General features: G+C 43.3%; 22 protein-coding genes. 6 read left to right on the forward strand and 16 right to left on the reverse strand.

Annotated features, from left to right (window positions below; all coding sequences use genetic code 11):
- The 9 genes from E0H89_RS14550 to E0H89_RS14590 form a co-directional block, all read right to left on the reverse strand.
- On the reverse strand, nt 1–303 hold a 303-nt coding region (locus tag E0H89_RS14550; RefSeq protein WP_131217980.1), incomplete at its 3' end, for a 3-oxoacid CoA-transferase subunit A.
- Complete coding sequence (benE, locus tag E0H89_RS14555) at nt 300–1,541, reverse strand: benzoate/H(+) symporter BenE (RefSeq protein WP_131217981.1); 1,242 nt, start codon at nt 1,539–1,541, stop codon at nt 300–302. The genes E0H89_RS14550 and benE, both read right to left, overlap by 4 nt.
- Before the next feature lie 60 nt (nt 1,542–1,601).
- Nucleotides 1,602–2,387, reverse strand: a complete 786-nt coding sequence (locus tag E0H89_RS14560; protein ID WP_131217982.1) for a 1,6-dihydroxycyclohexa-2,4-diene-1-carboxylate dehydrogenase — start codon at nt 2,385–2,387, stop codon at nt 1,602–1,604.
- 16 nt (nt 2,388–2,403) lie between these two features.
- Nucleotides 2,404–3,420: a benzoate 1,2-dioxygenase electron transfer component BenC gene (gene benC / locus E0H89_RS14565; protein WP_131217983.1), complete on the reverse strand. Its 1,017-nt coding sequence runs from the start codon at nt 3,418–3,420 to the stop codon at nt 2,404–2,406.
- Nucleotides 3,421–3,509: 89 nt separating this feature from the next.
- Nucleotides 3,510–4,001 carry a benzoate 1,2-dioxygenase small subunit gene (gene benB, locus E0H89_RS14570; RefSeq protein ID WP_131217984.1) on the reverse strand — a complete coding sequence of 164 codons (492 nt, stop codon included), beginning with the start codon at nt 3,999–4,001 and terminating at the stop codon, nt 3,510–3,512.
- Nucleotides 3,998–5,383, reverse strand: coding sequence for a benzoate 1,2-dioxygenase large subunit (gene benA / locus E0H89_RS14575; protein WP_131217985.1), 1,386 nt, complete (start codon nt 5,381–5,383; stop codon nt 3,998–4,000). Before benA ends, benB begins: the two co-directional genes overlap by 4 nt.
- An 81-nt stretch (nt 5,384–5,464) precedes the next feature.
- A complete protein-coding gene (catA, locus tag E0H89_RS14580; protein WP_131217986.1) occupies nt 5,465–6,385 on the reverse strand; it encodes a catechol 1,2-dioxygenase in 921 nt (306 codons plus the stop codon).
- Nucleotides 6,386–6,544: 159 nt separating this feature from the next.
- Nucleotides 6,545–6,835 (reverse strand): muconolactone Delta-isomerase, encoded by a 291-nt coding sequence (gene catC, locus E0H89_RS14585; RefSeq protein ID WP_131217987.1) that lies wholly within the window; start codon nt 6,833–6,835, stop codon nt 6,545–6,547.
- A 15-nt stretch (nt 6,836–6,850) separates the two neighbouring features.
- A complete protein-coding gene (locus E0H89_RS14590; RefSeq protein WP_131217988.1) occupies nt 6,851–7,960 on the reverse strand; it encodes a muconate/chloromuconate family cycloisomerase in 1,110 nt (369 codons plus the stop codon).
- Between the two features lie 118 nt (nt 7,961–8,078).
- On the opposite strand from E0H89_RS14590, the gene E0H89_RS14595 reads away from it, so the two are divergent.
- The 3 genes from E0H89_RS14595 to E0H89_RS14605 all read left to right on the forward strand — a co-directional run bounded on the left by E0H89_RS14595 (nt 8,079) and on the right by E0H89_RS14605 (nt 12,123).
- Nucleotides 8,079–8,993 (forward strand): LysR family transcriptional regulator, encoded by a 915-nt coding sequence (locus tag E0H89_RS14595; protein WP_131217989.1) that lies wholly within the window; start codon nt 8,079–8,081, stop codon nt 8,991–8,993.
- A gap of 321 nt (nt 8,994–9,314) precedes the next feature.
- Nucleotides 9,315–10,688 (forward strand): MFS transporter, encoded by a 1,374-nt coding sequence (locus E0H89_RS14600; RefSeq protein ID WP_131217990.1) that lies wholly within the window; start codon nt 9,315–9,317, stop codon nt 10,686–10,688.
- 106 nt (nt 10,689–10,794) lie between these two features.
- Nucleotides 10,795–12,123, forward strand: coding sequence for a DcaP family trimeric outer membrane transporter (locus E0H89_RS14605; protein ID WP_502698415.1), 1,329 nt, complete (start codon nt 10,795–10,797; stop codon nt 12,121–12,123).
- 90 nt (nt 12,124–12,213) lie between these two features.
- On the opposite strand, the gene E0H89_RS14610 is transcribed toward E0H89_RS14605, so the two are convergent.
- Nucleotides 12,214–13,104 carry a DUF4198 domain-containing protein gene (locus E0H89_RS14610; protein ID WP_131217991.1) on the reverse strand — a complete coding sequence of 297 codons (891 nt, stop codon included), beginning with the start codon at nt 13,102–13,104 and terminating at the stop codon, nt 12,214–12,216.
- Nucleotides 13,105–13,209: 105 nt separating this feature from the next.
- Between E0H89_RS14610 and E0H89_RS14615 the strand changes: the two genes are divergently transcribed.
- From E0H89_RS14615 to E0H89_RS14625, 3 genes are read left to right on the forward strand one after another with little or no spacing between them, the layout of a single operon-like run.
- Nucleotides 13,210–14,760 (forward strand): DUF2271 domain-containing protein, encoded by a 1,551-nt coding sequence (locus E0H89_RS14615; RefSeq protein ID WP_131217992.1) that lies wholly within the window; start codon nt 13,210–13,212, stop codon nt 14,758–14,760.
- 10 nt (nt 14,761–14,770) lie between these two features.
- Nucleotides 14,771–15,361, forward strand: a complete 591-nt coding sequence (locus tag E0H89_RS14620; RefSeq protein WP_131217993.1) for a PepSY-associated TM helix domain-containing protein — start codon at nt 14,771–14,773, stop codon at nt 15,359–15,361.
- Nucleotides 15,362–15,374: 13 nt separating this feature from the next.
- Nucleotides 15,375–16,856: a sulfite reductase subunit alpha gene (locus E0H89_RS14625; RefSeq protein ID WP_131217994.1), complete on the forward strand. Its 1,482-nt coding sequence runs from the start codon at nt 15,375–15,377 to the stop codon at nt 16,854–16,856.
- A gap of 388 nt (nt 16,857–17,244) precedes the next feature.
- Here the strand turns inward: E0H89_RS14625 and E0H89_RS14630 are convergent, their stop codons facing one another.
- The 6 genes from E0H89_RS14630 to E0H89_RS14655 all read right to left on the reverse strand — a co-directional run bounded on the left by E0H89_RS14630 (nt 17,245) and on the right by E0H89_RS14655 (nt 23,940).
- Nucleotides 17,245–18,654: a short-chain fatty acid transporter gene (locus tag E0H89_RS14630; protein WP_131217996.1), complete on the reverse strand. Its 1,410-nt coding sequence runs from the start codon at nt 18,652–18,654 to the stop codon at nt 17,245–17,247.
- 133 nt (nt 18,655–18,787) lie between these two features.
- Entirely contained in the window at nt 18,788–19,417 is a 630-nt protein-coding gene (locus tag E0H89_RS14635; protein ID WP_131217998.1) for a CoA transferase subunit B, read from the reverse strand.
- The gene (locus E0H89_RS14640) at nt 19,418–20,125 is read right to left on the reverse strand and encodes a CoA transferase subunit A (RefSeq protein ID WP_131218000.1); all 708 of its coding nucleotides are present in this window, start codon (nt 20,123–20,125) and stop codon (nt 19,418–19,420) included.
- A gap of 107 nt (nt 20,126–20,232) precedes the next feature.
- A complete protein-coding gene (locus E0H89_RS14645) occupies nt 20,233–21,135 on the reverse strand; it encodes a hydroxymethylglutaryl-CoA lyase (protein ID WP_131218001.1) in 903 nt (300 codons plus the stop codon).
- Nucleotides 21,132–23,126 carry an acetyl/propionyl/methylcrotonyl-CoA carboxylase subunit alpha gene (locus E0H89_RS14650; protein WP_131218003.1) on the reverse strand — a complete coding sequence of 665 codons (1,995 nt, stop codon included), beginning with the start codon at nt 23,124–23,126 and terminating at the stop codon, nt 21,132–21,134. The genes E0H89_RS14645 and E0H89_RS14650 overlap by 4 nt, the downstream gene beginning before the upstream one ends.
- A 13-nt stretch (nt 23,127–23,139) precedes the next feature.
- A complete protein-coding gene (locus E0H89_RS14655) occupies nt 23,140–23,940 on the reverse strand; it encodes an enoyl-CoA hydratase/isomerase family protein (protein ID WP_131218005.1) in 801 nt (266 codons plus the stop codon).
- Nucleotides 23,941–23,942: the final 2 nt, after the last annotated feature.

Raw genomic sequence — 23,942 nt, forward strand, 5'->3', positions numbered from 1 at the left:
TACCAGTTCCAGTTCAATTTTTCCGGCACGATAGATTTCATCGAATACATAAGAGTCAGACTGGCGCGGGAAAGAACAGATAATCTTGCGCACTGCACCGGTTTTAAGCAGCTTGGCCAAACCGTAATCGCCATTGCCGGCATTGTTGTTCACAATGACCAGGTCTTTTACACCCAGTTCGATTAAACCGTCAATCAGTTCAGCCGGTTGTCCCGCTGTACCAAAACCACCAATCATGATGGTGACACCATCTTTAATCTGGGAGAGCGCTTCGGTGAGAGACGCTGTACTTTTATCAATCATAGTTTTTCCTGACGCAATAATGGCGTTTCTTGATTAGACATTGAATGAGGAGGCGGGGTGTCTGCTTTTTTACTCAGCATGAGATGGGCAATTAAGCCAATACAAATTCCCCAAAATACGGAACTGAGACCTAAGAAGTGCATGCCAGAGGCCGTGGCTAAAAATGTAATCAGTGCGGCATCTCGCTGATGTTCATCTTTCATTGCCGTTGTAATATTGATGCCAATTGCACCTAATAAAGCCAAGCCGGCCAATGCGGCGACCAGTTCTTTAGGCAGCAAGCTGAACAACATGACAATACTGCCGGCAAATAAACCCCCTAGAATGTAAAAAATACCGTTGGCAATTCCGGCGATATAACGTTTTTCTTTCAGTTCATGCGCATCTTTACCCATACACAAGGCTGCGGTAATGGAAGCCAATACAATGGTGATTCCTCCAATGCAGGCCACTGCTAAGGACGCAATGCTGGTTGCCGTGATAATCGGCTTAGCCGGAGTGTCATAACCGCTAAGCTTCATGATGGCCATGCCCGGTAAAAACTGCCCGGATAGGCTGACCAGAATTAGGGGAATAGCAAAATTCAGCATGCCGTTCAGGGTCCATTCGGGCGCAATAAATTGTGGAATGGCCAAGCTAAAGCTCATTTCAACCGGATTCATTTTGCCCAGTACCAGACTTAAGATCACACCTGTGATCAAGACCCAAAGCATGCTATAACGCGGTGAAATCCGTTTAGACACTAAAAACACCAGCAGCATGCTAAATACAATCCAGGGCATACTGTCTGTGGCTGTAAAGAGTCCCAAGCCAAACTGAAACAAGATTCCCGCCATCATCGCGGCAGCAATAGATTGCGGAATCCAGTGTAGTAATTTGTCGAAGTAGCCACTTAAGCCAATAAATAAAATCACTAAAGCAGCCGTAATGTAGGCTGCTATCGCTTCATTCAAACTTAAACCGGGAAAGAGGGTTACCAACAAGGCGGTACCGGGCGCAGACCACGCGGTAATTACGGGTACTTTGTATTTAATCGATAAAAAAATACCGGCAACTGCAGCACCGATGGAAATGCCCCAGATCCACGAGATCATCATCTCGGAGGAAACATTGGCTTTTTGTGCAGCCTGAAAGAAGATGATGAGTGGACCTGAATAGGAAATCAGCACAGCCAAAAATCCTGCGACTGTTGCTGAAAGTGACCAATCATCTTTTAAAGTTTTAAACAGGGATGCCATTGGGCTATTGCCTCCATGCGTAGATTTCAATGATCCTGTTGAATTTTGATGAGATCAGGTTTAACCCTGATCGCCACCACCTACAGGGACCACAGTTCCTGTCATATATGAAGATTCATCTGAAGCCAAAAATACGATGGCATTGACTTGCTCTTGAATGGTGCCGTAGCGGCCCAGGAAAGTACGATCAATGGTTTGGTCAACCACTTCCTGCATCCAGGCTTGTTCAGATTCGGTTAATGGATTGGCATTGCGCGGTACTTTACGAGGGGGCGCTTCAGTTCCACCTGTAGCCACTGCATTGACACGAATACCATCTTTGGCATGTTCAAAGGCGAGGGCAGCGGTTAAACCATTTACACCACCTTTAGAAGCAGAGTAAGGCACGCGGTTAATCCCACGAGTGGCAATAGATGATACGTTTACAATCGTCCCTTTCTGATTTTTAATCATTTCAGGTAAAACTGCGCGGCAGCACCATAGCGTTGGGAACAATGAACGATTTACTTCCTTGAGAATTTCCTGTTCAGAAAATTCCTGGAAAGGTTTCATCCAGATTGCGCCACCTACGTTGTTGATTAGGACATCAACACGACCATAAGTCGCTATTGCTTTTTCAACAACGGACTGTGCGCCTGCAAAAGTTTCCAGGTCGGCATTGATGGTGACAGCATTGCCACCCAGCTTTTCAATTTCCGCTAACACTTCTTGCACGTAAGGAGAAAGGTCGGCCATGACCACCTGTGCACCTTCGCTTGCCACTTGTAAAGCCACACCGCGACCAATGCCTTGTGCGGCACCGGTGACAATCACGACTTTGTTTTCAAATCTTTGACGATTAGACATTTGATTGATTCCCGAATTAGTTTGCAGAGAATTTTTCAAACAGGAAGCTTGCAGGTTTAACGCCTTCAGCATCTAACCAGCCACGTACAGCTTCTACCATCAATACAGGACCACACAGATAGATATCAACATCACCTGCATTTAACCATTCATTTTCAATATGACCGGTCACATAACCTTTACGTTCATGCGCAGATTCTGGGTTGGCGATGACAGTACGATATTCAAACCAAGGGAATTTTTCTTGAAGTTCATTCAGTTTTTCAATCGCTACCAAGTCAAAGTCATTAGTCACACCAAACACTAAACGTACCGGATGTTCTGAACCTTTTTCTTCTAAAACTTGCAGCATTGACATAAATGGTGCAATACCTGTACCACCTGCCAACATTAACACCGGGCGGGTCACAGGACGCAGGTAAAAGCTACCAAAAGGACCGGCAAAAGTCATTTTGTCGCCTGTTTTGGCATTGCTACTTAAGAATTCGCTCATTTGACCGTTTGGCACGTTACGTACCACGAAACTGGTTAAACGGTTACCCGGTTTAGAGCTGAAAGAATACGAACGGGTTTCTGTGGTACCCGGAATACCCACATTGACATATTGACCTGCGAGGAAGTGAATGTCAGGTTGACCTTCGTCCAACTGGATATCAAAAGTGATGGTTGAATCGGACAATTTTTCAACACGCTCAAGCGTACCTTGGAAGGCGTGAATTTCAGTTTTACATACTTCTGATGACGCTTGAATCTGGAATACCGCGTCCGAAGTCGGTTTACACTGACAGGCCAAAATGTAGCCTTCAGCTGCTTCTTCAGGGGTTAATGCGTCTTCAATATAAGTTTCTTCAGGCATGTCATACGAACCTGATTCACAAAATGCACGACACGTACCACAAGCACCATCTCGACAGTCCAAAGGAATATTGATCTTTTGACGGTAAGCCGCATCCGACAGGGTTTCACCGTTTGAAACAGAAATAAAACGTGTAACGCCATCTTCAAATTGAAGTGCAATATTGTGACTTGACATGGCTGAATATCCTATATAAATCTTTGTAACTGGACCTTTCAGCCAATTTTCCATCTGACTGAAAGGTTTTATCTGGCGGTATAACAGTTTTAGAGGTGATAAACGTCGATTACCTGATTAATGTAATCGTTTTTCAGCACCACGTATTTGTTTAGAATTTTGAACTGATCGCTTGAACAGTCAATCACATAACGTGACGTGCCAAAGTAGCTGTAATTAGTTTTATAACGGAAACTCAAAGTATTCCAGTTAAAACGAACCGTTACTTGATCACCGTTTTGTTCAACAATTTCAATATTGCAAATGTTGTGACTGGTGCGGGTATCGGGCATGGTCGCAGAAGAGCGTTCAGTCTTGATACGGAATACACGATCTTCTAAACCTTGACGGTCAGGGTAATAAATCAAAGAGATTTCAGACTCTGGGTCTGTCGTCAGTTTGTCATCATCATCCCAAGCTGGCATCCAGAATTCTGCTGATGGAGCATAACACTGTAACCAGTCATCCCATTGTTCATCATCCAGAAAGCGCGCTTCTTTGTAGAGGAATTGAGCAATGTTTTCTAAAGTAATCGCGCTCATGCGTTTTCTCCTTCAGTTGCAGCAAGTTCTTTTTCAGAAGTAATCGCTTCTTTCATCAGCTGTAACCAGTGTTCATGCTGAGCCAGATATAGACCTTCGTCTTCAGTTTTGATGCCTGAAAGTTTTGGTTTTAAACCAATTTCATTGGCTGCATCATCCGGACCTTGAATCCAATGCTTGGAACCACGGCTCATATCATTCCATTCAAGCGCAATACCGGCATAACCAGCTTGACATGCACGGAATTCTTCCAGGTCATCTGGAGTTGCCATGCCTGAAGCATTAAAGAAGTCTTCATACTGGCGAATACGGCGTGTACGTGCTTCTTTGTCTTCACCCACAGGTGCGATACAGTAAATGGTGACTTCAGTCTTAGAGGGAGATAAAGGACGAAGTACACGAATTTGTGAACCGAACTGATCCATAAAATAGACATTTGGATAAATACACAGGTTACGAGAGCGCTCGATCATCCATTTCGCCATTGCAGCACCGAATTTCTCGGTATATTCCGCGGCTTTCGGGAAGTTTGGACGGTCTTCAGGATTGCCCCATTGAGTCCAAAGCAGCATGTGACCATTGTCAAAGCCGTAAGAACCACCACCTTGTTTGCCCCAAGATCCTGCACTCATTGCGCGGACATTATCACCAGCTTCTTTTTCTTTACGCTGTTGAGTTGTGGCTGCATAGTTCCAGTGAACGGCAGAAACATGGTAACCATCGGCACCGTTTTCAGCAGTTAACTTCCAGTTACCTTCATAAGTGTAAGTAGACGCACCACGTAAAACTTCAAGACCTTGATCAGACTGATCAACAATCATGTCCATAATTTTGGTTGCTTCACCAAGATATTCTTCTAACGGTGGAACATCCGGGTTTAAGCTGCCAAACAGGAAGCCTTTATAGCTTTCAAAACGGGCCACTTTCTTAAGATCGTGAGAACCGTCTTTGTTAAAGCAATCTGAATAGCCTGCATCAGAAGGGTCTTTAACTTTTAACAATTTGCCCGAGTTGTTAAATGTCCAACCGTGGAAAGGGCAAGTATAAGTTGCTTTATTGCCTTTCTTATGACGACAAAGTTGTGCGCCACGGTGTGAACAGGCATTGATCATTGCATTGAGTTCACCTTGACGGTTGCGCGCAATGATGATCGGTTGGCGACCCATATAAGTCGTGTAAAAATCATTATTATTCGGAATTTGGCTCTCATGTGCCAAGTAAACCCAATTGCCTTCAAAGATATATTTCATCTCTAAATCGAATAAGGCCTGATCTGTGAATACTGAACGATGAAGCTTAAATTCACCTGTTTCATAGTTTTCAACAAGTAATTCATCAATGCGGTCGAGATGGCTGGTGTTAATTACAGGGATACGAGGCATGTCCGTTCTCCGACTTTCCAAATTTAGGCAAGTCCCCGAAATGTCATTAAATTGACATCTCGGTTCCTTATCATAAGATCATTAAGCGCTTGCGCGACGACGTTCAACTTCAGTTGATGGCGCAGTTTGAGCATCTTTCACAAGTTCAACATTGAACTGAATGTGTTTGAATGCTTTATTCAGGCCACGCTTCGCAATTTCAGCTTCGTCGGTTACATCAACAGCAGTCGCGACTAAACCATCACGGGTTGCAAATGCAAAGTCATCCCAAAGGTACTTGTCGCCTTCGATGTTAAATTGCGTGGTTAATTTGCGGTAACCTGGTGCAGATACAAAGTAATGCACATGAGAAGGGCGATTACCGTGACGACCAAGTTTGTCTAGAACAAATTGAGTCGTGCCTTCAGGAGGGCAGCCATAACCCACTGGCATAGTGGTTAATGCTGTGTATTGACCATCGGCACCTGTAATAATGCTGCGACGCAAGTTAAAATCAGATTGTGATTTATCAAAGAACGAGTAGTTGCCTAGGCTGTTGGCATGCCAAATTTCAACTTTAGCACCTTCAATGATATTGCCTTGGGTATCTGTTACTGTACCTTCAATGATCAAGGTATCGACTTTATCTGACTCAGAACCATCATCCATGCGAGCAAAGCTTACCGATTCCGGTGCGCCAGCTACATATAACGGACCTTCAATAGTACGTGGTGTACCACCAGTAATACCTGCTTTAGCATCTGCTTCATCTGCACGTAAATCTAAATAGTGTTCTAGACCTAAACCTGCAGCCAAAAGACCCAATTCATTGGCCTGACCTGCATCAGTCAAATATTCCAGACCTTTCCACAATTCAGTTTGTGAGATATCAAGGTCTTCGATCGCTTGGAAAAGATCACCCAATAAACGCACAACAACCTGTTGTACACGTTCATCAACAGGGCCTGTCGCTGTGTCGACATTCATTTCTTTTACAAGTGCATCAATTTGTTGGCGATTCATACTATTGCTCCTGAAGTATGTATACATTTTTGAGTGGCAGGCTGTTTAGCGTTTATATTGGCTGGCTAAAGCTGGCTGGCCACAATCCTTGTCATTACCCTTTAAGGGTGCTTTTTTTGCAGCCGGTAAATGAATTCACCATGTTGCATATTATTAAAATTAGCGATCGTCTTCATGAATAGAAGAAGGATGGCGATTTAATGGCATCACTTCAATATTCATATACGGATATAGCGGAAGACCTTGTAAAATATTGTGTAGTTCTTCATTGCTCTCAACATCAAAAATACTGATGTTTGAGTACTGACCGGTAATGCGCCAGATATGACGCCATTTACCTTGACGCTGTAAATCATGCGAATAAGCTTTTTCAACTGCTTTAATTTCGTTGGCTTGATCGCTTGGCATATCTAGTGGAATATTTACATCCATACGTACGTGGAAAAGCATGTCTAATTCCTTCAGTTACTGACGACGTAAGTTGTCAATTTTGTCTAAATCCAGTTCGATACCTAAACCAGCTGCAGTCGGTAAAACCAACTCATAGTTTTGATATTGAAGCGGTGTTTTTAAAATTTCTTCAGTCAGTAGCAGTGGACCGAATAATTCTGTGCCGTATGCAAGACTTTCAAAAGTTGAAAATACATGTGCTGAAGCAATCGTACCGACTGGTCCTTCAAGCATGGTACCACCGTACAGGTCAATGCCTGCAAGTTTGGCAATTTTCCCAACTTCACAACCTTCAATCAGGCCACCTGACTGGGCAATTTTTACTGCAAATACTGAGGCACCGTTGTTACGCGCAATCTGATAAGCACTCTGCGGACCGTATAATGATTCATCCGCCATAATGGCAATATCAAAACGACGGGTTAAACGCTTCATGGCATCCAGATTCTCAATCGCACATGGTTGTTCAATCAGGTCGACACCGCCATCTTGTAACAACTGAATACCTTTAACCGCTTCAAGTTCTGACCAGGCACGATTGACATCGACACGAATCGAGATGTCTGAACCCAAAGCTTTCTTAATCGCTAAAACATGGGCAACATCGTCTTCTACAGGACGTGAACCGATTTTGAGTTTGAATACGTTATGACGTTTCAGCTCAATCATCTTTTTCGCTTCGGCAATGTCTTTCTCTGTATCACCTGAAGCAAGCACCCAAAGTACTGGAACGCTATCGCGTAGACGGCCGCCTAAAATTTCACTGAGCGGCAAACCTAAGCGTTGTGCCTGAATATCCAGTAGTGCGGTTTGAATGGCACATTTGGCAAAACGGTTACCGTTAATATTACGTTTGAGCGTTTTAATCGTTTGAGCGACATTCAGACCTGAAAGTGATTTCAGTAACGGGGCAAAATATGTTTCAATATTGGTTTTTACGCTTTCCGGACTTTCATCCCCATATCCCAATCCACCAATCGTGGTCGCTTCGCCCCAACCGGTAAAACCGTCTTCAGTCGTGACTTTCACCAACACTAATGTTTGGGTTTGCATGGTTGCCACAGCCATCTTGTGCGGACGGATGGTTGGAATTTCAACAAGCAACGTTTCTATGGATTTGTACATCTTTAAGCTTCCCAAGCATCTTGCTTTGTCTATCTCATGTGGTATACCTTAAAAGAATAAAGATATGCTGTCTAAGATCAAATTTGCATTTTAATATGCTTTAAAGGTATGGGTAATTATGGAATTAAGACATTTACGATACTTTGTTGCCGTAGTTGAGGAACAAAGCTTTACGAAAGCGGCTGAAAAACTGTTTATTGCCCAGCCTCCTTTAAGCCGTCAGATACAAAACCTAGAAGCAGAGCTCGGCATTCAGCTTTTTGAGCGTGGAAGTCGACCTTTAATGACAACTGAAGCAGGACAATTCTTTTATCAGCATGCTGTTAAACTTTTGTCTAATGCCGAAGAAATTAAGGCAATGACCCAGCGGGTGGGAATGGTCGAAAAAACAGTCACCATGGGTTTCGTCGGTTCACTGCTGTATGGTTTACTACCAAAAATCGTCTATTTATTTCGTCAGCAACAACCGCATTTGAAAATTGAACTGATTGAAATGAGCACCAAAAATCAAATTCAAGCACTTAAAGAGGGACGGATAGATGTAGGCTTTGGTCGACTACGTATTTCTGATCCTGCGGTGAGACGAATCCTTTTGCGCGAAGAACCCCTAATGGTGGCGGTACATTCTAGCCATCCACTGGCTATGCAGAAGAAAGGCGTCTTTCTGACCGATATAGTGGATGAGAATCTGTTTCTATACCCCAGTCACCCAAAACCTAATTTTTCCACGCAAGTGAGATCACTTTTTTCGGAGTACAGTCTTGATCCTAAAAGCTTAAAAGAGGTTCGCGAAATTCAGCTGGCTTTAGGGCTGGTTGCAGCAGGTGAAGGGATTTGCGTGGTTCCGGAAAGCGCTAGAACCATACAGTTACCGCATTTGCACTATATCCCGATACTGGATGATGCTGCCATTAGCCCGATATTTCTGGCGATTCGCAGTATGGATGAAAGTGAGGATATCCGTTCATTATTTGACTGTATTTATCAGGTCTATGATCTAGAAGCGATTGGTTACGACCGTGCCGTGATTTAACAGACTAGAACTAATTTTCCTATAATTATTGGTATTCTTATCCCACAAATTACTTGATTATTTTTAATAATATGCCTGCCGATCAGTATTTTATATTTGATCAGCCGGCATTTTTTTCAGAAAAACAAAGCTTGAAATAGAAAATAAAATATCCCAACCAACCTTATAGGATTTCTGGATATCTATAAAGTATCGTTTTGGTTTTTAATACCGCTTGTCTTACTTTTAAGGTATGAATATATATGTAATCGGTTTTGGACAATAAAATCACTTTGCTGCATTGTGACTACAAATCTAAAGATTCATATGCAGGAGCGCAAAGTGAATACCAATAAACTGAACATAAACACTTTAGTGGATGAAGCCAAATTTACTCCTTTTCATTGGGGAGTCCTGATTTGGTGTTTAATGATTATTATTTTTGACGGTTATGATTTAGTCATTTATGGCGTCGTTTTACCTATTTTAATGCAAGAATGGGCACTTACCACTGTGCAGGCAGGTTTGCTTGCCAGTACTGCATTATTCGGCATGATGTTTGGTGCCATGAGTTTCGGAACACTCTCAGACAAGTTGGGGCGTAAAAAGACCATCATGATCTGTATCGCCATTTTCAGTGGCTTTACATTTCTGGGTGCATTCGCAACGACACCGACCGAATTTGGAATTCTACGATTCTTGGCGGGCCTGGGAATTGGTGGGGTAATGCCAAACGTGGTTGCACTAATGACGGAATATGCCCCTAAACGTATTCGCAGCACCTTGGTTGCCATTATGTTTAGTGGTTATGCTATTGGTGGTATGGCGTCTGCCTTGTTGGGTGCATGGCTAGTGGCGGATTATGGCTGGAAAATCATGTTCTATATCGCCAGTATTCCGTTATTTACTTTGCCGTTTATTTGGAAATATCTTCCAGAGTCCCTGATGTTTTTGACTAAAAAGGGTGAAACAGAAAAAACCCGTGCAATTGTGAAAAAAATTGCACCGGAACAGCAGATTGACTCACAAACGACTTTTATTCTGAATGAACCAACTGTTGGCGATGAAGCTCCATTACGTGCGTTATTTCAGCAAGGCCGTATGTTCAGTACCTTAATGTTTTGGGCAGCCTTCTTTATGTGCTTACTCATGGTTTATGCATTAGGCAGCTGGTTACCGAAATTGATGATTCAGGCTGGCTACTCATTGGGTGCAAGTCTTATGTTCCTGTTTGCCTTAAATATCGGCGGCATGATCGGTGCAATTGGTGGCGGAGTTCTAGCAGACAAATTCCATTTAAAACCGGTACTGACCACTATGTTTACCGTGGGTGCAATTGCTTTAATTCTGCTTGGTTTTAACAGCCCGCAAGCAGTGCTGTATGTTCTGATTGCCATTGCAGGTGCAGCGACCATTGGCTCACAAATTCTGCTTTATACCTTCGTTGCACAGTTTTATCCAACTGCAGTTCGCTCAACAGGGATGGGCTGGGCATCAGGAATTGGACGAATTGGTGCCATTGTTGGACCAGTCTTGACTGGTACTTTACTCACCTTTGAATTACCGCATCAAATGAACTTCTTGGCCATCGCGATTCCAGGAATTATTGCAGCGATTGCTATCTATCTGGTGAATTTAAAAGTCTCTGTTGATGCAAAAGCCCTTACACAGTCTGGCACTAGCGATACGCCTTTGACTAAAAAAGCGATTCAATAACTCTATTATTCTTAATAAACATAATGTCATCAATGATATAGATCGCCATCGTCGCGATGGCGATCTATTGCTAGAATTTAATCGGACAATAACAAGCGAGTTTAGGATGAACACGACACTATTAACCCAAGCAACTGAATTTCAGTCAAAAAAAGTTCAACCAGCAATGAAGCGCACGCTTATGCTGAGCATGATTGCCCTAAGTATGGGAGGAGTCAGCGTAGCGGCCCAAGCCCAAACTCAACAGCAAAAAGAAATTGAACAGCTCAGACAGGAAGTTCAAGCTTTACGCAACATGGTTGAACAGCAAAAAGTACAGACTGCGCAGACTGCTACTGCTATTGCAGCGGTTCAACGCCCAGCGCCTGTGGCTACAGCAAATCCTGTACTGAAAACTGCCAAAGGTGCCGAGTTTAATCTGTATGGTAATGTCCGCGCTGATGCGTCCTATCAAGTTGAAGGCACAAGCAGAGATTTGCCCTATAACCATATTAATGCTGTTGCATTAGAGGGAAATAGTGAAAACAGTGACCGTTTAAGATCGACTTTAGCGGCAACACGTTTAGGCTTGGATTTTAAAACTCAAGTCTATGAACAAGATGTAAAAGGTAAAATTGAAGTTGATTTCCTGGGTGGATCAAACTTTGATAATTTGCGTATTCGTCATGCTTATTTAAGTTACGGTAACTGGTTGATGGGGCAAACCTGGTCAAACTTTGCGGTTCCAGATTATATGCCTGAAACGATTGATGCCTTGGCATATGTGGGGGGAGCTGTAAAACGTACGCCACAGGTGCGTCATACCACCAAATTCAATCCACAAACCAATCTGGTGATGGCACTTGAAGACCCAAAAGATGCTTCAATTACGCAACGTTTACCGGCTTTGACTGCACGTTTAAACCACCAGTTTGCCGACAATTTGAACGTCAGCGCACGTGCTATGGGGCATGAAAAACGTGTGAATTCAGATGAAGAAATGGCTTGGGGTGTGGGTTTGGGCGCCAAGTATGATGTGGTGCCAGGAACAACCTTAAAAGCCGATTATTACCATGTCAAAGGCGATAGCAGTTTTGTTTCCTTTACCAATAGCGGTGTGGTGAAACAAGCGGATGGTAGCCTTGTGCAGAGCGAGTTTGATTCGATTACTGTAGGTTTGACCCAACAGTTTAATGAAAAACTACGCGGTACTGTGGGCTATGGTTATATGATTTTTGATGAAGATCAAAATTATATCAATGCGTTAACCAATAAAACTGCAGCCAATAAAGAACTTTGGCAAGCTTGGGCAAATGTTTTTTATAGCCCGACCAAACCTTTAAGTTTTGGTCTTGAATATGTTTATGGTGAACGCGAAGCATTTGGTGCTGCACCAAATGGCAGCAAGACGGGTGAAGACAACCGCCTGAATGCTGTAGCGATCTATAACTTTTAATCTGCTATAACGACAAATTCAAAAAGCCTCTATTTAAAAATAGGGGCTTTTTGATATGAATAATTTTTAGATTTTATCTAACGATAAACATTATTCTGTGACTTCAACCGTTAAGCCATAAGTAAAGTTATCTGTTGCCGGTTTTTTAGTGGCATCCGGATTGGCTTCTGGATAAGACGCAGTAATTAAATAAATACCGGCCTGATCAAATTTAATTTCTACTTCGCCTTTCGCATTGGTTTTTACATGTGGCTGTTCACGTTTTGCATTTGGCTCATAACTACCTGCACCTTTAAAGATATCAATTTCAAGATTCGGCACCGCTTTCCCATTCATCAATACCTGAGCTTTGAGTGATTCACCTGCGTACAGCTCATTGGGATGAGTCAGTAACTTGAACTCAAAACCTTTCTTGCTTGGTGCTGGAATTGCAGACGGTTTGCCTTTGGTGACATAACTTTCAGCAATCAGGTGATTGGTGACTTCTAAGGTTTTTGCATTTGTCGGCACTTGGTCTGCTGCAATCATACGCGGTGGCTGAGTCGGCGCAGGTGCCTTTTGAGTCGTGACTGTTTCAGCAGGTTTGGCCGGTACAGGATTTTGCATGCCGGCGCGCACTGGACGCACACGTAACCAGCGACCATCCACCAAGGCATATTTTCCGGGATTACCCACTGCATCTTGAGTGCGAATGCGATAAGTGCCTTCTTTTGGTAAATCAAATTCTGCAATATTAAAGCGTTTTAATGCTGCTGCCGCATTTATCTTTTTTTGTTGACCGTCAGGTTCGGTAATGACATAGCTGGTTTTAAAGTTATTTCCCGCAACAAAAAACTTCTCGACTGTAATTGCACTTTGGAAACTGATGCTTTGTGCGGCTTTGGTATCGAATACTTCAGGAAGCAGAAAAGGACTCATGCTATGTGCATGAGAAATAATAGGTAGCGACGTCAGTAATGCAATTTTGAGCCAGTTATTCATTGTGAGGAACTCCAGAAAATATTTATTTAATATAATGCACGTAATCTACTTGATAACTACTATCATTATCAATAATATTCATTAAAAATATTCTGGAGAATCAGTATGTCATTTGCTGTAAGAAATTTTTACCCAACTCATAAGGCATTTCGTCTTTCGCCCTTGGTTATGGCGCTGGCACTGATTTCTCCTTTTCATGCAAATGCTGCTGAGCAGAGTGAAAAAATCGAACGATCAGAACAAATCGCCACCCAAACCCATCATTTCCATCGTGACCATATTTTAGGTACATCCTTAGATGTGGTGGTTCAAGGGGCTTCTAAACAAGAGGCTAAACGCGCTGTAGATGCCATTCAACAAGAAATTAGCCAGTTAGATCAGGTGTTATCGACGTGGCGTGATGACAGTGAAATCTCTGCTTTAAATAATAATAAACAGGGCAATGTTTCAGCTGAGCTTTTTGAAGTGATTGCTGCCTGTGAAAACTGGCGTGATAAAACCTGTGGGGCTTTCGATGCGCGCTTGGGTCAACTGGTGACGCTATGGGAACAATCGCAGGGTATAAATGAAGCCACCCGTACCCAAGTTTTAAATCAGTTAAAAGCAGACAGCGTAAAACTAGATAGGGAACAACAAAGCATTGCGATGGATTCAGCTGTGAAATTTTCCCCTGATGCCTATGCCAAGGGCTACATTATTGACCGCGCATTGGTTGCAGCGCGTCAAGCTGTTCCAGGTATTCAAGGTCTGTTGGTAGATATTGGCGGTGACATCCGTGTTTGGGGTAATGCACCACAAAAAGAGGGCTGGAAAATTGGGGTACAAGATGCCTTTAACCATACGGATAACAGTGTGCCTCAACAAGTACTTAACTTAAACGATCAGGCTATTGCCTTTAGTGGGAAAGGTTACCGCAGCCTTGCAGGACAAACCCATTTACTGGATCCAAAAACAGGCATGCCGCTACAGCAAGTAGAACAATGCGTTGTAGTCGGAACCTGTGCAGCAGATGCTGATGCCTTGGCGACTGCCTTAGCTGCAATGACACCAGCAGAAGGTTTGGAACTGATTGAAGCCCTGAGTGGATATGAAGTTAAAGTTACTTTGACGGATGGTCAGGTTTATCAAAGTTCAGGTTGGAACAGCCTGGTTCAAACGCCTCAACATGCAGAAATGCGAACTGTCGCAGCGAGTCAGTCCTCTGCAAAGTGGCCAGTAGGTTATCAAGCCATTATTGACCTGATCATTCCTAAAATTGCCGTTGAAAACTACCGTGCTCCTTATGTGTCTGTTTGGGTGACAGATGCCAATAAAAAGATTGTCCGTACCTTGGCGGTTTGGGGTAAAGATGAGAAATGGATTAACTCGAATTATGTCTGGTATCGCCGTTATGGACGCCAAATGCCAAATCTGGACGCAGTAGCAAAACCTTCACGCCAACCTGGACAGTATAAATTGTCCTGGGATGGTAAGGATGAAACAGGTAAAGCAGTAGCAGCAGGTAAATATCTGATTCATATTGAAACCTCGCGTGAGCATGGGGAGCATTCTTATCAAACCTTTGATCTGGATGTAAAAGCCACAGCTTCAAACCAGACCTTAGCTGCACAAAAAGAAATTGGCGCAGTTAAACTTAATTTCCAAAAAGTGAACTAAGGCTAAATACGTGTATCAACGTCGTGATTTTTACCGCCATGCACGTTATGTGCATGGCTGGCTTTCAGCTTTTGCATTTATCACTTTGCTATTTTTTTCTGTGACGGGCTTGTTGCTGAATCATCCTGAATGGTTTAAACCGACTACAACAGAAGAAACCACTAAGCTAATTTTACCTGAGTCGCTTTTAAAGTCGATTAAGCAAACCGAGAACCCTAGCGATACGATTTTAAATTTTGTCCGTCAACAGCACAATCTGGTAGGGCGTTACCAAAGTAGTGAAGTGATGGATAATGAAGTGATGATTCGCCTGGAAAGCCCAGCCGGAGCAACTGATATTTTTGTGACGACCGATACCGGTGAAACCGAAATTACTCAAAAGCCCGCTTCTACAGTATCGCTGCTGAATGATTTGCACCGGGGTAAAAATTCTGGACTGGCGTGGAGCTGGCTGATTGATATCAGTGCGATTATTTATATTGTGTTGTCATTAGCAGGCTATATTTTGTTTTTAAGCATTAAAACCCGTTTGGTCACACATCTTGTGCTGACAGCAGTCAGCTTGGCGATGATTATTTTACTGATCTGGTCTGCGGTATAGGAAAGATCATTTCATGACATATTCTGTTGCTATAGTTTTAATTGCATTTGCCATTTTACTGTTGCTTTATGCAATATGGATCGCTTGTCTGATCCTGACCAATCATCAGCAAAAACCAAGGCCGGTATTGATCCAAAATGATGATCTGATTGTTTTTGCAAGTCAGTCCGGTCAGGCAGAATATTATGCCCGGCAGACGGCGCAACAGTTAGAACGCGTCGGCCAAACGATGAGCGTCGTTGATATTCAATATTTGACTGTTGAACAATTGCGAGCAGCCCATAAAGTCTTGTGGTTCGTGAGTACCTATGGGGAAGGCGATGCGCCTGATACGGCACGGCTAACGATAAAAAATATTTTTAGCGATTCATCTTTAAACCTTTCCCATCAGTCGTATGCCATTTTAGCTTTGGGGGATAAACGCTATACGCATTTTTGTCGTTTTGGACAAGTCTTAGATCAACATTTACAGCAGCATCAGGCGAAAGCTTTATTTAAAATGGTCTGTGTCGATCATTTAAAACAAGCAGACTTGAATTGCTGGACACAACGTTTAGAACAGCTCACTCAACAACAATTCACTTCGGATCAGCCAGAGCAAAACTGGCATACCTTTATCTTAAAAAATCGGGTGTGCTTAAATACAGGTAGCCAAGGCAAGCCGATTTATCAAATCCAACTGTCGTATGCTGAAAGCACAACTTGGTCATCTGGAGACATTCTAGAAGTTCAATGTGGTAATCGACTTGAAGATATACAGGCATTTTCACAAGCTCAGCAACAAATAGTTGATGGAGATTTATTAGTTACATTGCAATTTAAGAATTTAAGACGAGTTCCAGACCGAGGGTTGAATGAGTCTTTTGAGGAGTGGATTCAACGCTTTGATGATTTGGCTATTCGAGAATATTCAATCGCCAGTATTTCTGAACAAGGAGGAAGAATTGAATTGGTGGTTAGACAGGAAATCACCGCGGCTGGTCTAGGTTTAGGCTCGGGTTGGCTGACTGAATATGCTGTGTTGGGACAAAACATTGTGGCCAGAATTCGTTCTCATGCCACCTTTCATTTAAAACCCACCCAGAAGCCTTTCATTTTAATTGGCAATGGTACCGGTATTGCAGGTTTGGTCGCTCATCTTGCACAAAGACAGCAATGGAATGAGCCGCAAAACTGGCTAATTTTTGGTGAACGACAACAGCAGTTCGACCATCTTTACAAAGACCAGATTCAACTGTGGCAAGCGCAAGGTTTTCTGCCCGAAGTGGATTACGCATTTTCCCGTGATCAGGCTGAAAAAATCTATGTTCAGCATATCTTGCAGCAAAAATCTGAACAGCTTTTAAGCTGGATTGAAGCGGGTGCCGCCATTTATGTCTGTGGCAGTTTAAAAGGTATGGCGCAAGAAGTGGAGCAAACCTTGCTTAGTCTTCTAGGTGCTGAACAATTAGAGCAGCTGAGAGTCGAAGGACGTTATCGAAGGGATGTTTACTAAACTTTATTGCTTGATCAAAGTGAGTTAAACATTTAAGGGCATGTAAACATGCCCTTAAACAAACTTCTTCCATAAATCATTTTAGAAACTAAAAATTGTTCTTAAAACCAAAATTGAAAATAGATTTTTAGCAAATATTAGAGTCATGAGCGTGGCATGGATGCTACACGTTTCCCATCACGACAAGAATGTCGTATATGGGAAACAAAAGGTTTTTCTTGCGGACTCAAAATATATTTTAAGTCCTCATTTTGACCTTTCAAAAGTATACAAAATGCCTACAAAAAGATAAAAAAATTAAATTAATCAAATGAGGCCGTGCTGATTTAAAAAATCTAATATTGAACATTTTTTGATTTATGAAAGAGATCTAATATTTAGCTTTTTGTTAAAAAGTAGGCGGCATATAAGTTAAAGTTCGACCCAAGATCCACAATAAGAACAACACTAAAGGAACATGGAAAATCAGCTGCGTCACGGTAAAGCCAATCACATCTTTGGCTTTGAGTTTTAAGATACCGAGCATCGGTAACATAAAGAACGGATTGATCAGGTTTGGAAGTGCCTCAGCTGCATTATAAATTTGCACCGACCAGCCCAAGTGAACTTTTAAATCATGCGCTGCCTGCATCACATACGGCGCTTCAATAATCCATTTCCCGCCACCAGAGGGAATGAAGAAACCTAAAATTGCAGAATAGATACCCATCACAATGGCAAAGGTTTCTTTAGACGCAATCGAGATGAAAAATTCCGCAATATAGTGCGACAGAGATAGATCCTGTGCATTCATTGCACTGGTCATAATGAAAGCAATACTGCCATAAAGTGGAAATTGAATCAGTACGCCCGATACCGCAGGTACGGCTTTGGATACGGCATTTAAGAAATTTCGGGGTGTACCATGCAAGGCAATTCCGAGCATTAAGAAGATAAAGTTATAGGTGTTCAGGCTGGAGATCGCAATAATGGGATTGCTTTTGGTAAATTCGTTGAACATCCAGATCAGACCCAATGCGACGATTAGAATACTTAAAATGGGAGAATTTTCCAGCCAGTCACCCGGTCGTTTGCTTGTCTGAACCTCTTTGTTTTCCTCTTCAAACTGAATAGGAAAGTTCTCCAGAGTTTTAATGCTATTGCCTTTCGGTGCCGACCAGAAGGCAATCGCGATCGAGACAATAATCAGTACACCCGTCATAATCATCGACTGCGGCAAAAAGATGGTTTCAGTGAATGGAATTACGCCAGTTAAGTTGTAAATCGGTTCAGGTAAACTGGCTTTATTGGCTTGTAATTGCGCAGCGGATGAACTGATACCCAGTGCCCAGGTGGCGCCCATACCAATAATGGCAGCTGCTGCGGCAGCGCGATAATCCATATTCAGTTCTTTGCGCTTTGCCAGGGCAATCACTAGAAGCGCGGTTAACACTGTACTCATGGCCCAGTTAATTAAAGAAATACATAAACTGACGGTGGCGACCATCACAATGGCATTTCGGCCGGAAGTCGGAATCTGCGCCATTTTTTGAATCAGCAGTTCTACTGGTTTGGATACGGAAACCACATAACCGACCACAATCAACATACACATTTGCATGGTGAACGGAATCAGGCTCCAGAACCCGTTACCGAATGAAATGGCTACATCTTGCACAGGTGCACCTATACCGATGGCTGCAATCGCGACAATGACCACACCTAAAAGTGCAACGATATAGGAATCGGGGAACCATTTTTCTGACCAGTCACTGACTTTTAGAGCGAACCTTTGCAAGATATTTTGCGAGTTATCCATACTTTTAATTTCCTTTTTATACTTGAAACTCTTTTTTTTAAAGCAGACAAATCTATGCCAGAAACGATTTCCCCTTAAAACTTTAGTCAGCTTTAAGGGGAGCAGGAAAATAGAAGATCACATCAACACAGCATTATTGAAGCAGTTTGACACCAGTAACTTTTTGAATCTCTTCAAAGCTGACGTCTTTCGCCAGTTCCACCAGTTTGACCCCGTCAGCGGTAATATCGAGTACCCCCAAATCGCTGATAATCCGGTGGACTACACCTTTACCGGTCAGTGGCAAGGCACATTGCTCTACAATTTTTGGCGTGCCATCTTTGGCGCAGTGTTCCATCAATACCACCACTTTTTGTACGCCTGCGACCAGGTCCATGGCACCGCCCATGCCTTTGACTTTTTTACCCGGAATCATCCAGTTGGCCAAATCGCCGGTTTGGGAAACCTCCATTGCGCCTAAAATGGCAATATTGACATGACCGCCACGAATCATGGCAAAAGAGTCAGCGCTTGAGAAAAAAGCTGCGCCTTTACGGGCGGTGACGGTTTGCTTGCCTGCATTGATCAGGTCGGCATCTACCGTTTCCCGAGTTGGAAATTCACCAATCCCGAGCAGGCCGTTTTCTGACTGTAGCCAGACATCCATATTTTCAGGAATATAGTTCGCCACCAATGTCGGTAAGCCAATACCTAAATTGACATAGAAACCATCTTCCAGTTCTAAAGCGGCACGCTGTGCCATTTCATTACGAGTCCAAGCCATTTATAGCGCCTCCGCTTTTAATGTCATTTGTTCGATGCGTTTTTCAGGATTGCGATTTAAAATAATCCGGTTGATATAAATGCCGGGAAGATGAATTTCATCTGGATCCAAATCGCCAATTTCCACAATTTCTTCGACTTCAGCAATGCTGATTTTGCCAGCCATAGCACAGACCGGATTAAAGTTTTGTGCGGTTTTACGGAAAATCAAATTGCCGGACTTATCGGCTTTATAGGCTTTGACTAGGGCAATATCGGCAGTTAAGGAATTTTCCAGAATATATTCCTTGCCATCAAATTCACGGACTTCTTTCCCGTCGGCAATCAGCGTTCCCACACCGGTCTGGGTAAAAAATGCCGGAATACCGGCACCACCGGCACGAAGTTTTTCAGCCAATGTGCCTTGTGGCGTCAGTTCAACTTCCAGTTCGCCGTTTAAATACTGACGTTCGAATTCTTTGTTTTCACCCACATAGGATGAAATCATTTTTTTAATCTGTTTGGTCTCTAACAAGAGACCCAAACCAAAACCATCGACGCCGGCATTATTTGAAATGCAGGTCAGTTGTTTGGCACCGGTTTCTTTCAGTGCCGCAATTAATGCTTCCGGAATACCACATAAACCGAAACCACCGACTGCTAAGGTTTGACCGTCTTTAACGATATCCTGTAAGGCTGCTTGTGCACTTTCATAAACTTTATTTGGCATTTAATCCCTCTTTTTATCCATGGTCAGTCCTTTGTATGACTGAATTACAACTTTTTATAAATTTCCTGCATGACTTTTTAGCCATGAGAAAATCATGCAGTTTTGTTTTAAGCACACTGTGTTTGCCAATAAGCATTGGCATAATTAGATGGATTATTACGGTTTAATACCTGACTGATGTTTCGGCTGGCATGCATTAAAGCATCCAGGTTGATGCCGGTTTCAAAACCCATCTTGGACAATAAATAGTACAAGTCTTCCGTTGCCACATTGCCCGAAGCACCTTTGGCATATGGACAACCGCCTAAACCGGCAATCGAAGAATCAAATATCCGAATACCCTGATTAAGCGACTGGTAAATATTGGCAATTGCCATGCCGTAAGTATTATGGAAATGACCGGCTAAAACCTGGCTGTCCATTTCTGCCAAACAAACTTCCCAGACCTTTTTAACCCGATCTGGAGTCGCGGTGCCAATGGTTTCCCCCAAGGACACTTCATAGCAACCCATATCCAGTAAGCGTTTGCTGACTTTGGCGACTTGTTGCGGATCTATTGCGCCTTCATAAGGACAATCCACCATACAAGAGACATAACCACGAACTTTAATATCATTGGCTTTGGCTGCTGTCATGACATCGGCAAACTTTTCAAAGCTTTCATCAATGGAACAGTTGATGTTTTTGCGGGTAAAACTTTCAGAAGCTGCGGTAAACACCGCAACCTCTTTACAGCCAACTGCCAGTGCAGACTCAAAACCTTTTAAATTAGGGGTCAGCAAGCTGAACTGAATATTGGGATCTTGCGGCAATTGGGAAAATAGCACATCACTGTCTGCCATTTGCGGCACCCATTTGGCCGAAACACAGGAACCGACTTCAATTGCCTGTAAACCGGTTTTCATTAAATCCAGAATCAGGTTTTTACGGTCATCTAGGGTGAGGGGCGTTTTTTCATTTTGCAGACCATCGCGCGGTCCGACCTCTACAATTTTGACGAAACCAGTCATGCAACTTCCTCCGTCAAGGCTTGAAATTCCACCAGTTCATCACCGGCTTTGACCTGATCACCAGCCTGGAAATAGGAAGCTGCGACAATGCCATCATGCGGTGCACGAATTGAATATTCCATCTTCATGGCTTCAAGCGTCATCAGTACATCGTCTTTTTTCACCTGATCGTTAGCGGCAACCAGAACTTGAGTAATCACACCTGGCATTGGCGCTTTCAAGTTGCCTTCAGTGCTTTGTGTATCTTCAGAACTGAATTTCTGATTCAGATAACCAAACTTGTGGCTTTGACCATTTTTGAAAATAGTCAGACCTTGCGCATTTTGGCTAAATGCAATTTTGGCCTGTTTACCATTAATATTGAAATGTGCGGTATGGGCATTTAAAAGCTGGCCGGAAATATGGAATTTTTCACCTTGATATTCGGCAACAAAACCTTCTTGTTCAGCGCTTAAATTGACTTGAACAAGGGCTTCATCGAGCTTCAATTTAATCGCATAGCTTGGGCTGATATTCACGCGCCATAGTGTTTCACTTTGCCAAACTGGATTGCTTGCCGGTTTATTTTTACTGAAACGCAGCAATAATTCGGTCAATGCTGTCGCCACAACTAATTCAGGTTGCAGTGATTGAATATTTTTAAACAGGAATTCATCTTCACGCTGGATCAGGTTGGTATCTAGCTTGGCATTTTTAAAAGAATTACAACGAATAATGCGGTCCAGGAAAGCAATATTATTGCCCAAGCCATCGACATGGAACTGTCCTAAGGCATGATGCATTTGTAATAAAGCGGCTTCACGGTTTTCGCCCCAGACAATCAGTTTGGCAATCATCGGATCGTAATAAGTGCTGATTTCATCGCCTTGAACAATACCGCTGTCGACACGAACATGCTGATTTTGTTCAGGGTAGTGCAAATAGCTAATTTGACCAATTGCAGGAATAAAGCCTTTTTCAGGCTCTTCTGCATACACGCGGGCTTCAATGGCATGCCCATGAATTTTCAACTGATCTTGCTGTTTTGGTAATGGCTCGCCAAAGGCAACACGCAACTGCCATTCAACTAGATCAACGCCGGTGATCATTTCAGTGACTGGATGTTCAACCTGTAGACGAGTGTTCATTTCCATGAAATACGCGGTACCATCTTGCTCGACAATAAATTCAACCGTGCCTGCACCGACATAATCGACCGCACGCGCGGCATCAATGGCAGCTTGGCGCATGGCATCGAGCTTGTCTTGTGAAACCAGTGGGGCGGGCGCTTCTTCAAGGACTTTTTGATGACGGCGCTGTACCGAACAATCCCGTTCAAATAAATGCACATAGTTGCCATGTGAGTCACCGAAGACTTGTACTTCAATATGACGCGGATTAATCACATAACGTTCAATCAAGACTTCATCATTGCCAAAGCTGGATTTGGCTTCGCTTTTACAAGAGGCCAATGAACCCAGGAAATCTTCACTGCGTTCAACCAGACGCATGCCTTTACCACCGCCACCGGCACTGGCTTTAATCAGCACCGGATAGCCGATGCCATCAGCCTGTTGCTTTAAAAATTCGGCATCCTGATTGCTGCCATGATAGCCCGGCGTAAGCGGAACACCGGCTTTTTCCATCAGCGCTTTTGAAGTCGCTTTTAAGCCCATGGCCAAAATGGCTGCGACTGGTGGACCAATAAAGGTAATGTTATTGGCTTGGCACGCTTCGGCAAACTGGTCATTTTCTGACAAGAAACCATAGCCCGGATGAATCGCTTGAGCACCGGTGTCTATAGCCGCCTGAATAATGCGATCAATCTGTAAATAACTTTGCGCAGCCGGAGATTCACCGATATGAATCGCTTCATCGGCCAGTTTGACATGCTGTGATTGTGCATCGGCATCGGAATAGACCGCCACCGTTGCGATTCCAAGTTTTTTTGCGCTACGAATCACACGGCAGGCGATTTCACCACGGTTTGCAATTAAGATTTTTTCAAACATTGTATGATCCTTATTATTGTTCTGCTGTAGAGATAATCCAGGAAGGACTTTGCTTATCTAAAAAAGCACTCAAGCCATTTTTAGCCTCTGATCCTTGGCGTACATGGGCAATATGTTGTGCGGTTTGCAGCAGTAATTCTTCAGTTAACACCTGCTGGTCGACCAGTTGAATCAGTTGTTTGGATGATGCCTGTGCTTCAGGGCCACCCAAGAGCAAGGCTTGAACAATTTCATCAATCTTGCTATCCAGTTCTTCAATCGCCGTGACTTCATGCACCAGACCGATTTTTTGTGCTTGCTCGGCAGTAATGCGTTCTGCGGTTAAGAAATAGCGAGAAGCCTGACGCGCACCGATGGCACGAATCACATAGGGGCTAATGGTCGATGGTGCCAGACCTAAACGAACTTCAGAGGTAGCAAACTTGGCATCAGAGCTGGCAATACAGATATCACAAGCAGACGCCAGTCCCATACCACCACCAAAAGCAATCCCATGCACACGGGCAATAGTCGGCTGTTTTAAAGTCGCCAAACTTTGCAACATTTTCGCCAGTTTTAGCGCATCAGCTTCATTTTCCGCTTGCGAAGCTTGTCCGGCCTGTTTCATCCAGTTCAGATCGGCACCGGCTGAAAAGCTTTTGCCTCGACCCGCCAAAACCACGACACGCACATCTTCACGGCTATTTAAAGCTTGAAAGCAGGCATGCAATTCTTCAATCACCTGTGTATTAAAGGCATTGTGGAGTTCAGCACGGTTAATCCAGACCGTAGTCACCTGATTCTGCTGTTCGAGCTGTAAAAATTGATAAGTCATTT

Origin of the sequence: Acinetobacter sp. ANC 3781 (assembly GCF_004331285.1) — a bacterium.
Taxonomy (GTDB): Bacteria; Pseudomonadota; Gammaproteobacteria; order Pseudomonadales; family Moraxellaceae; genus Acinetobacter.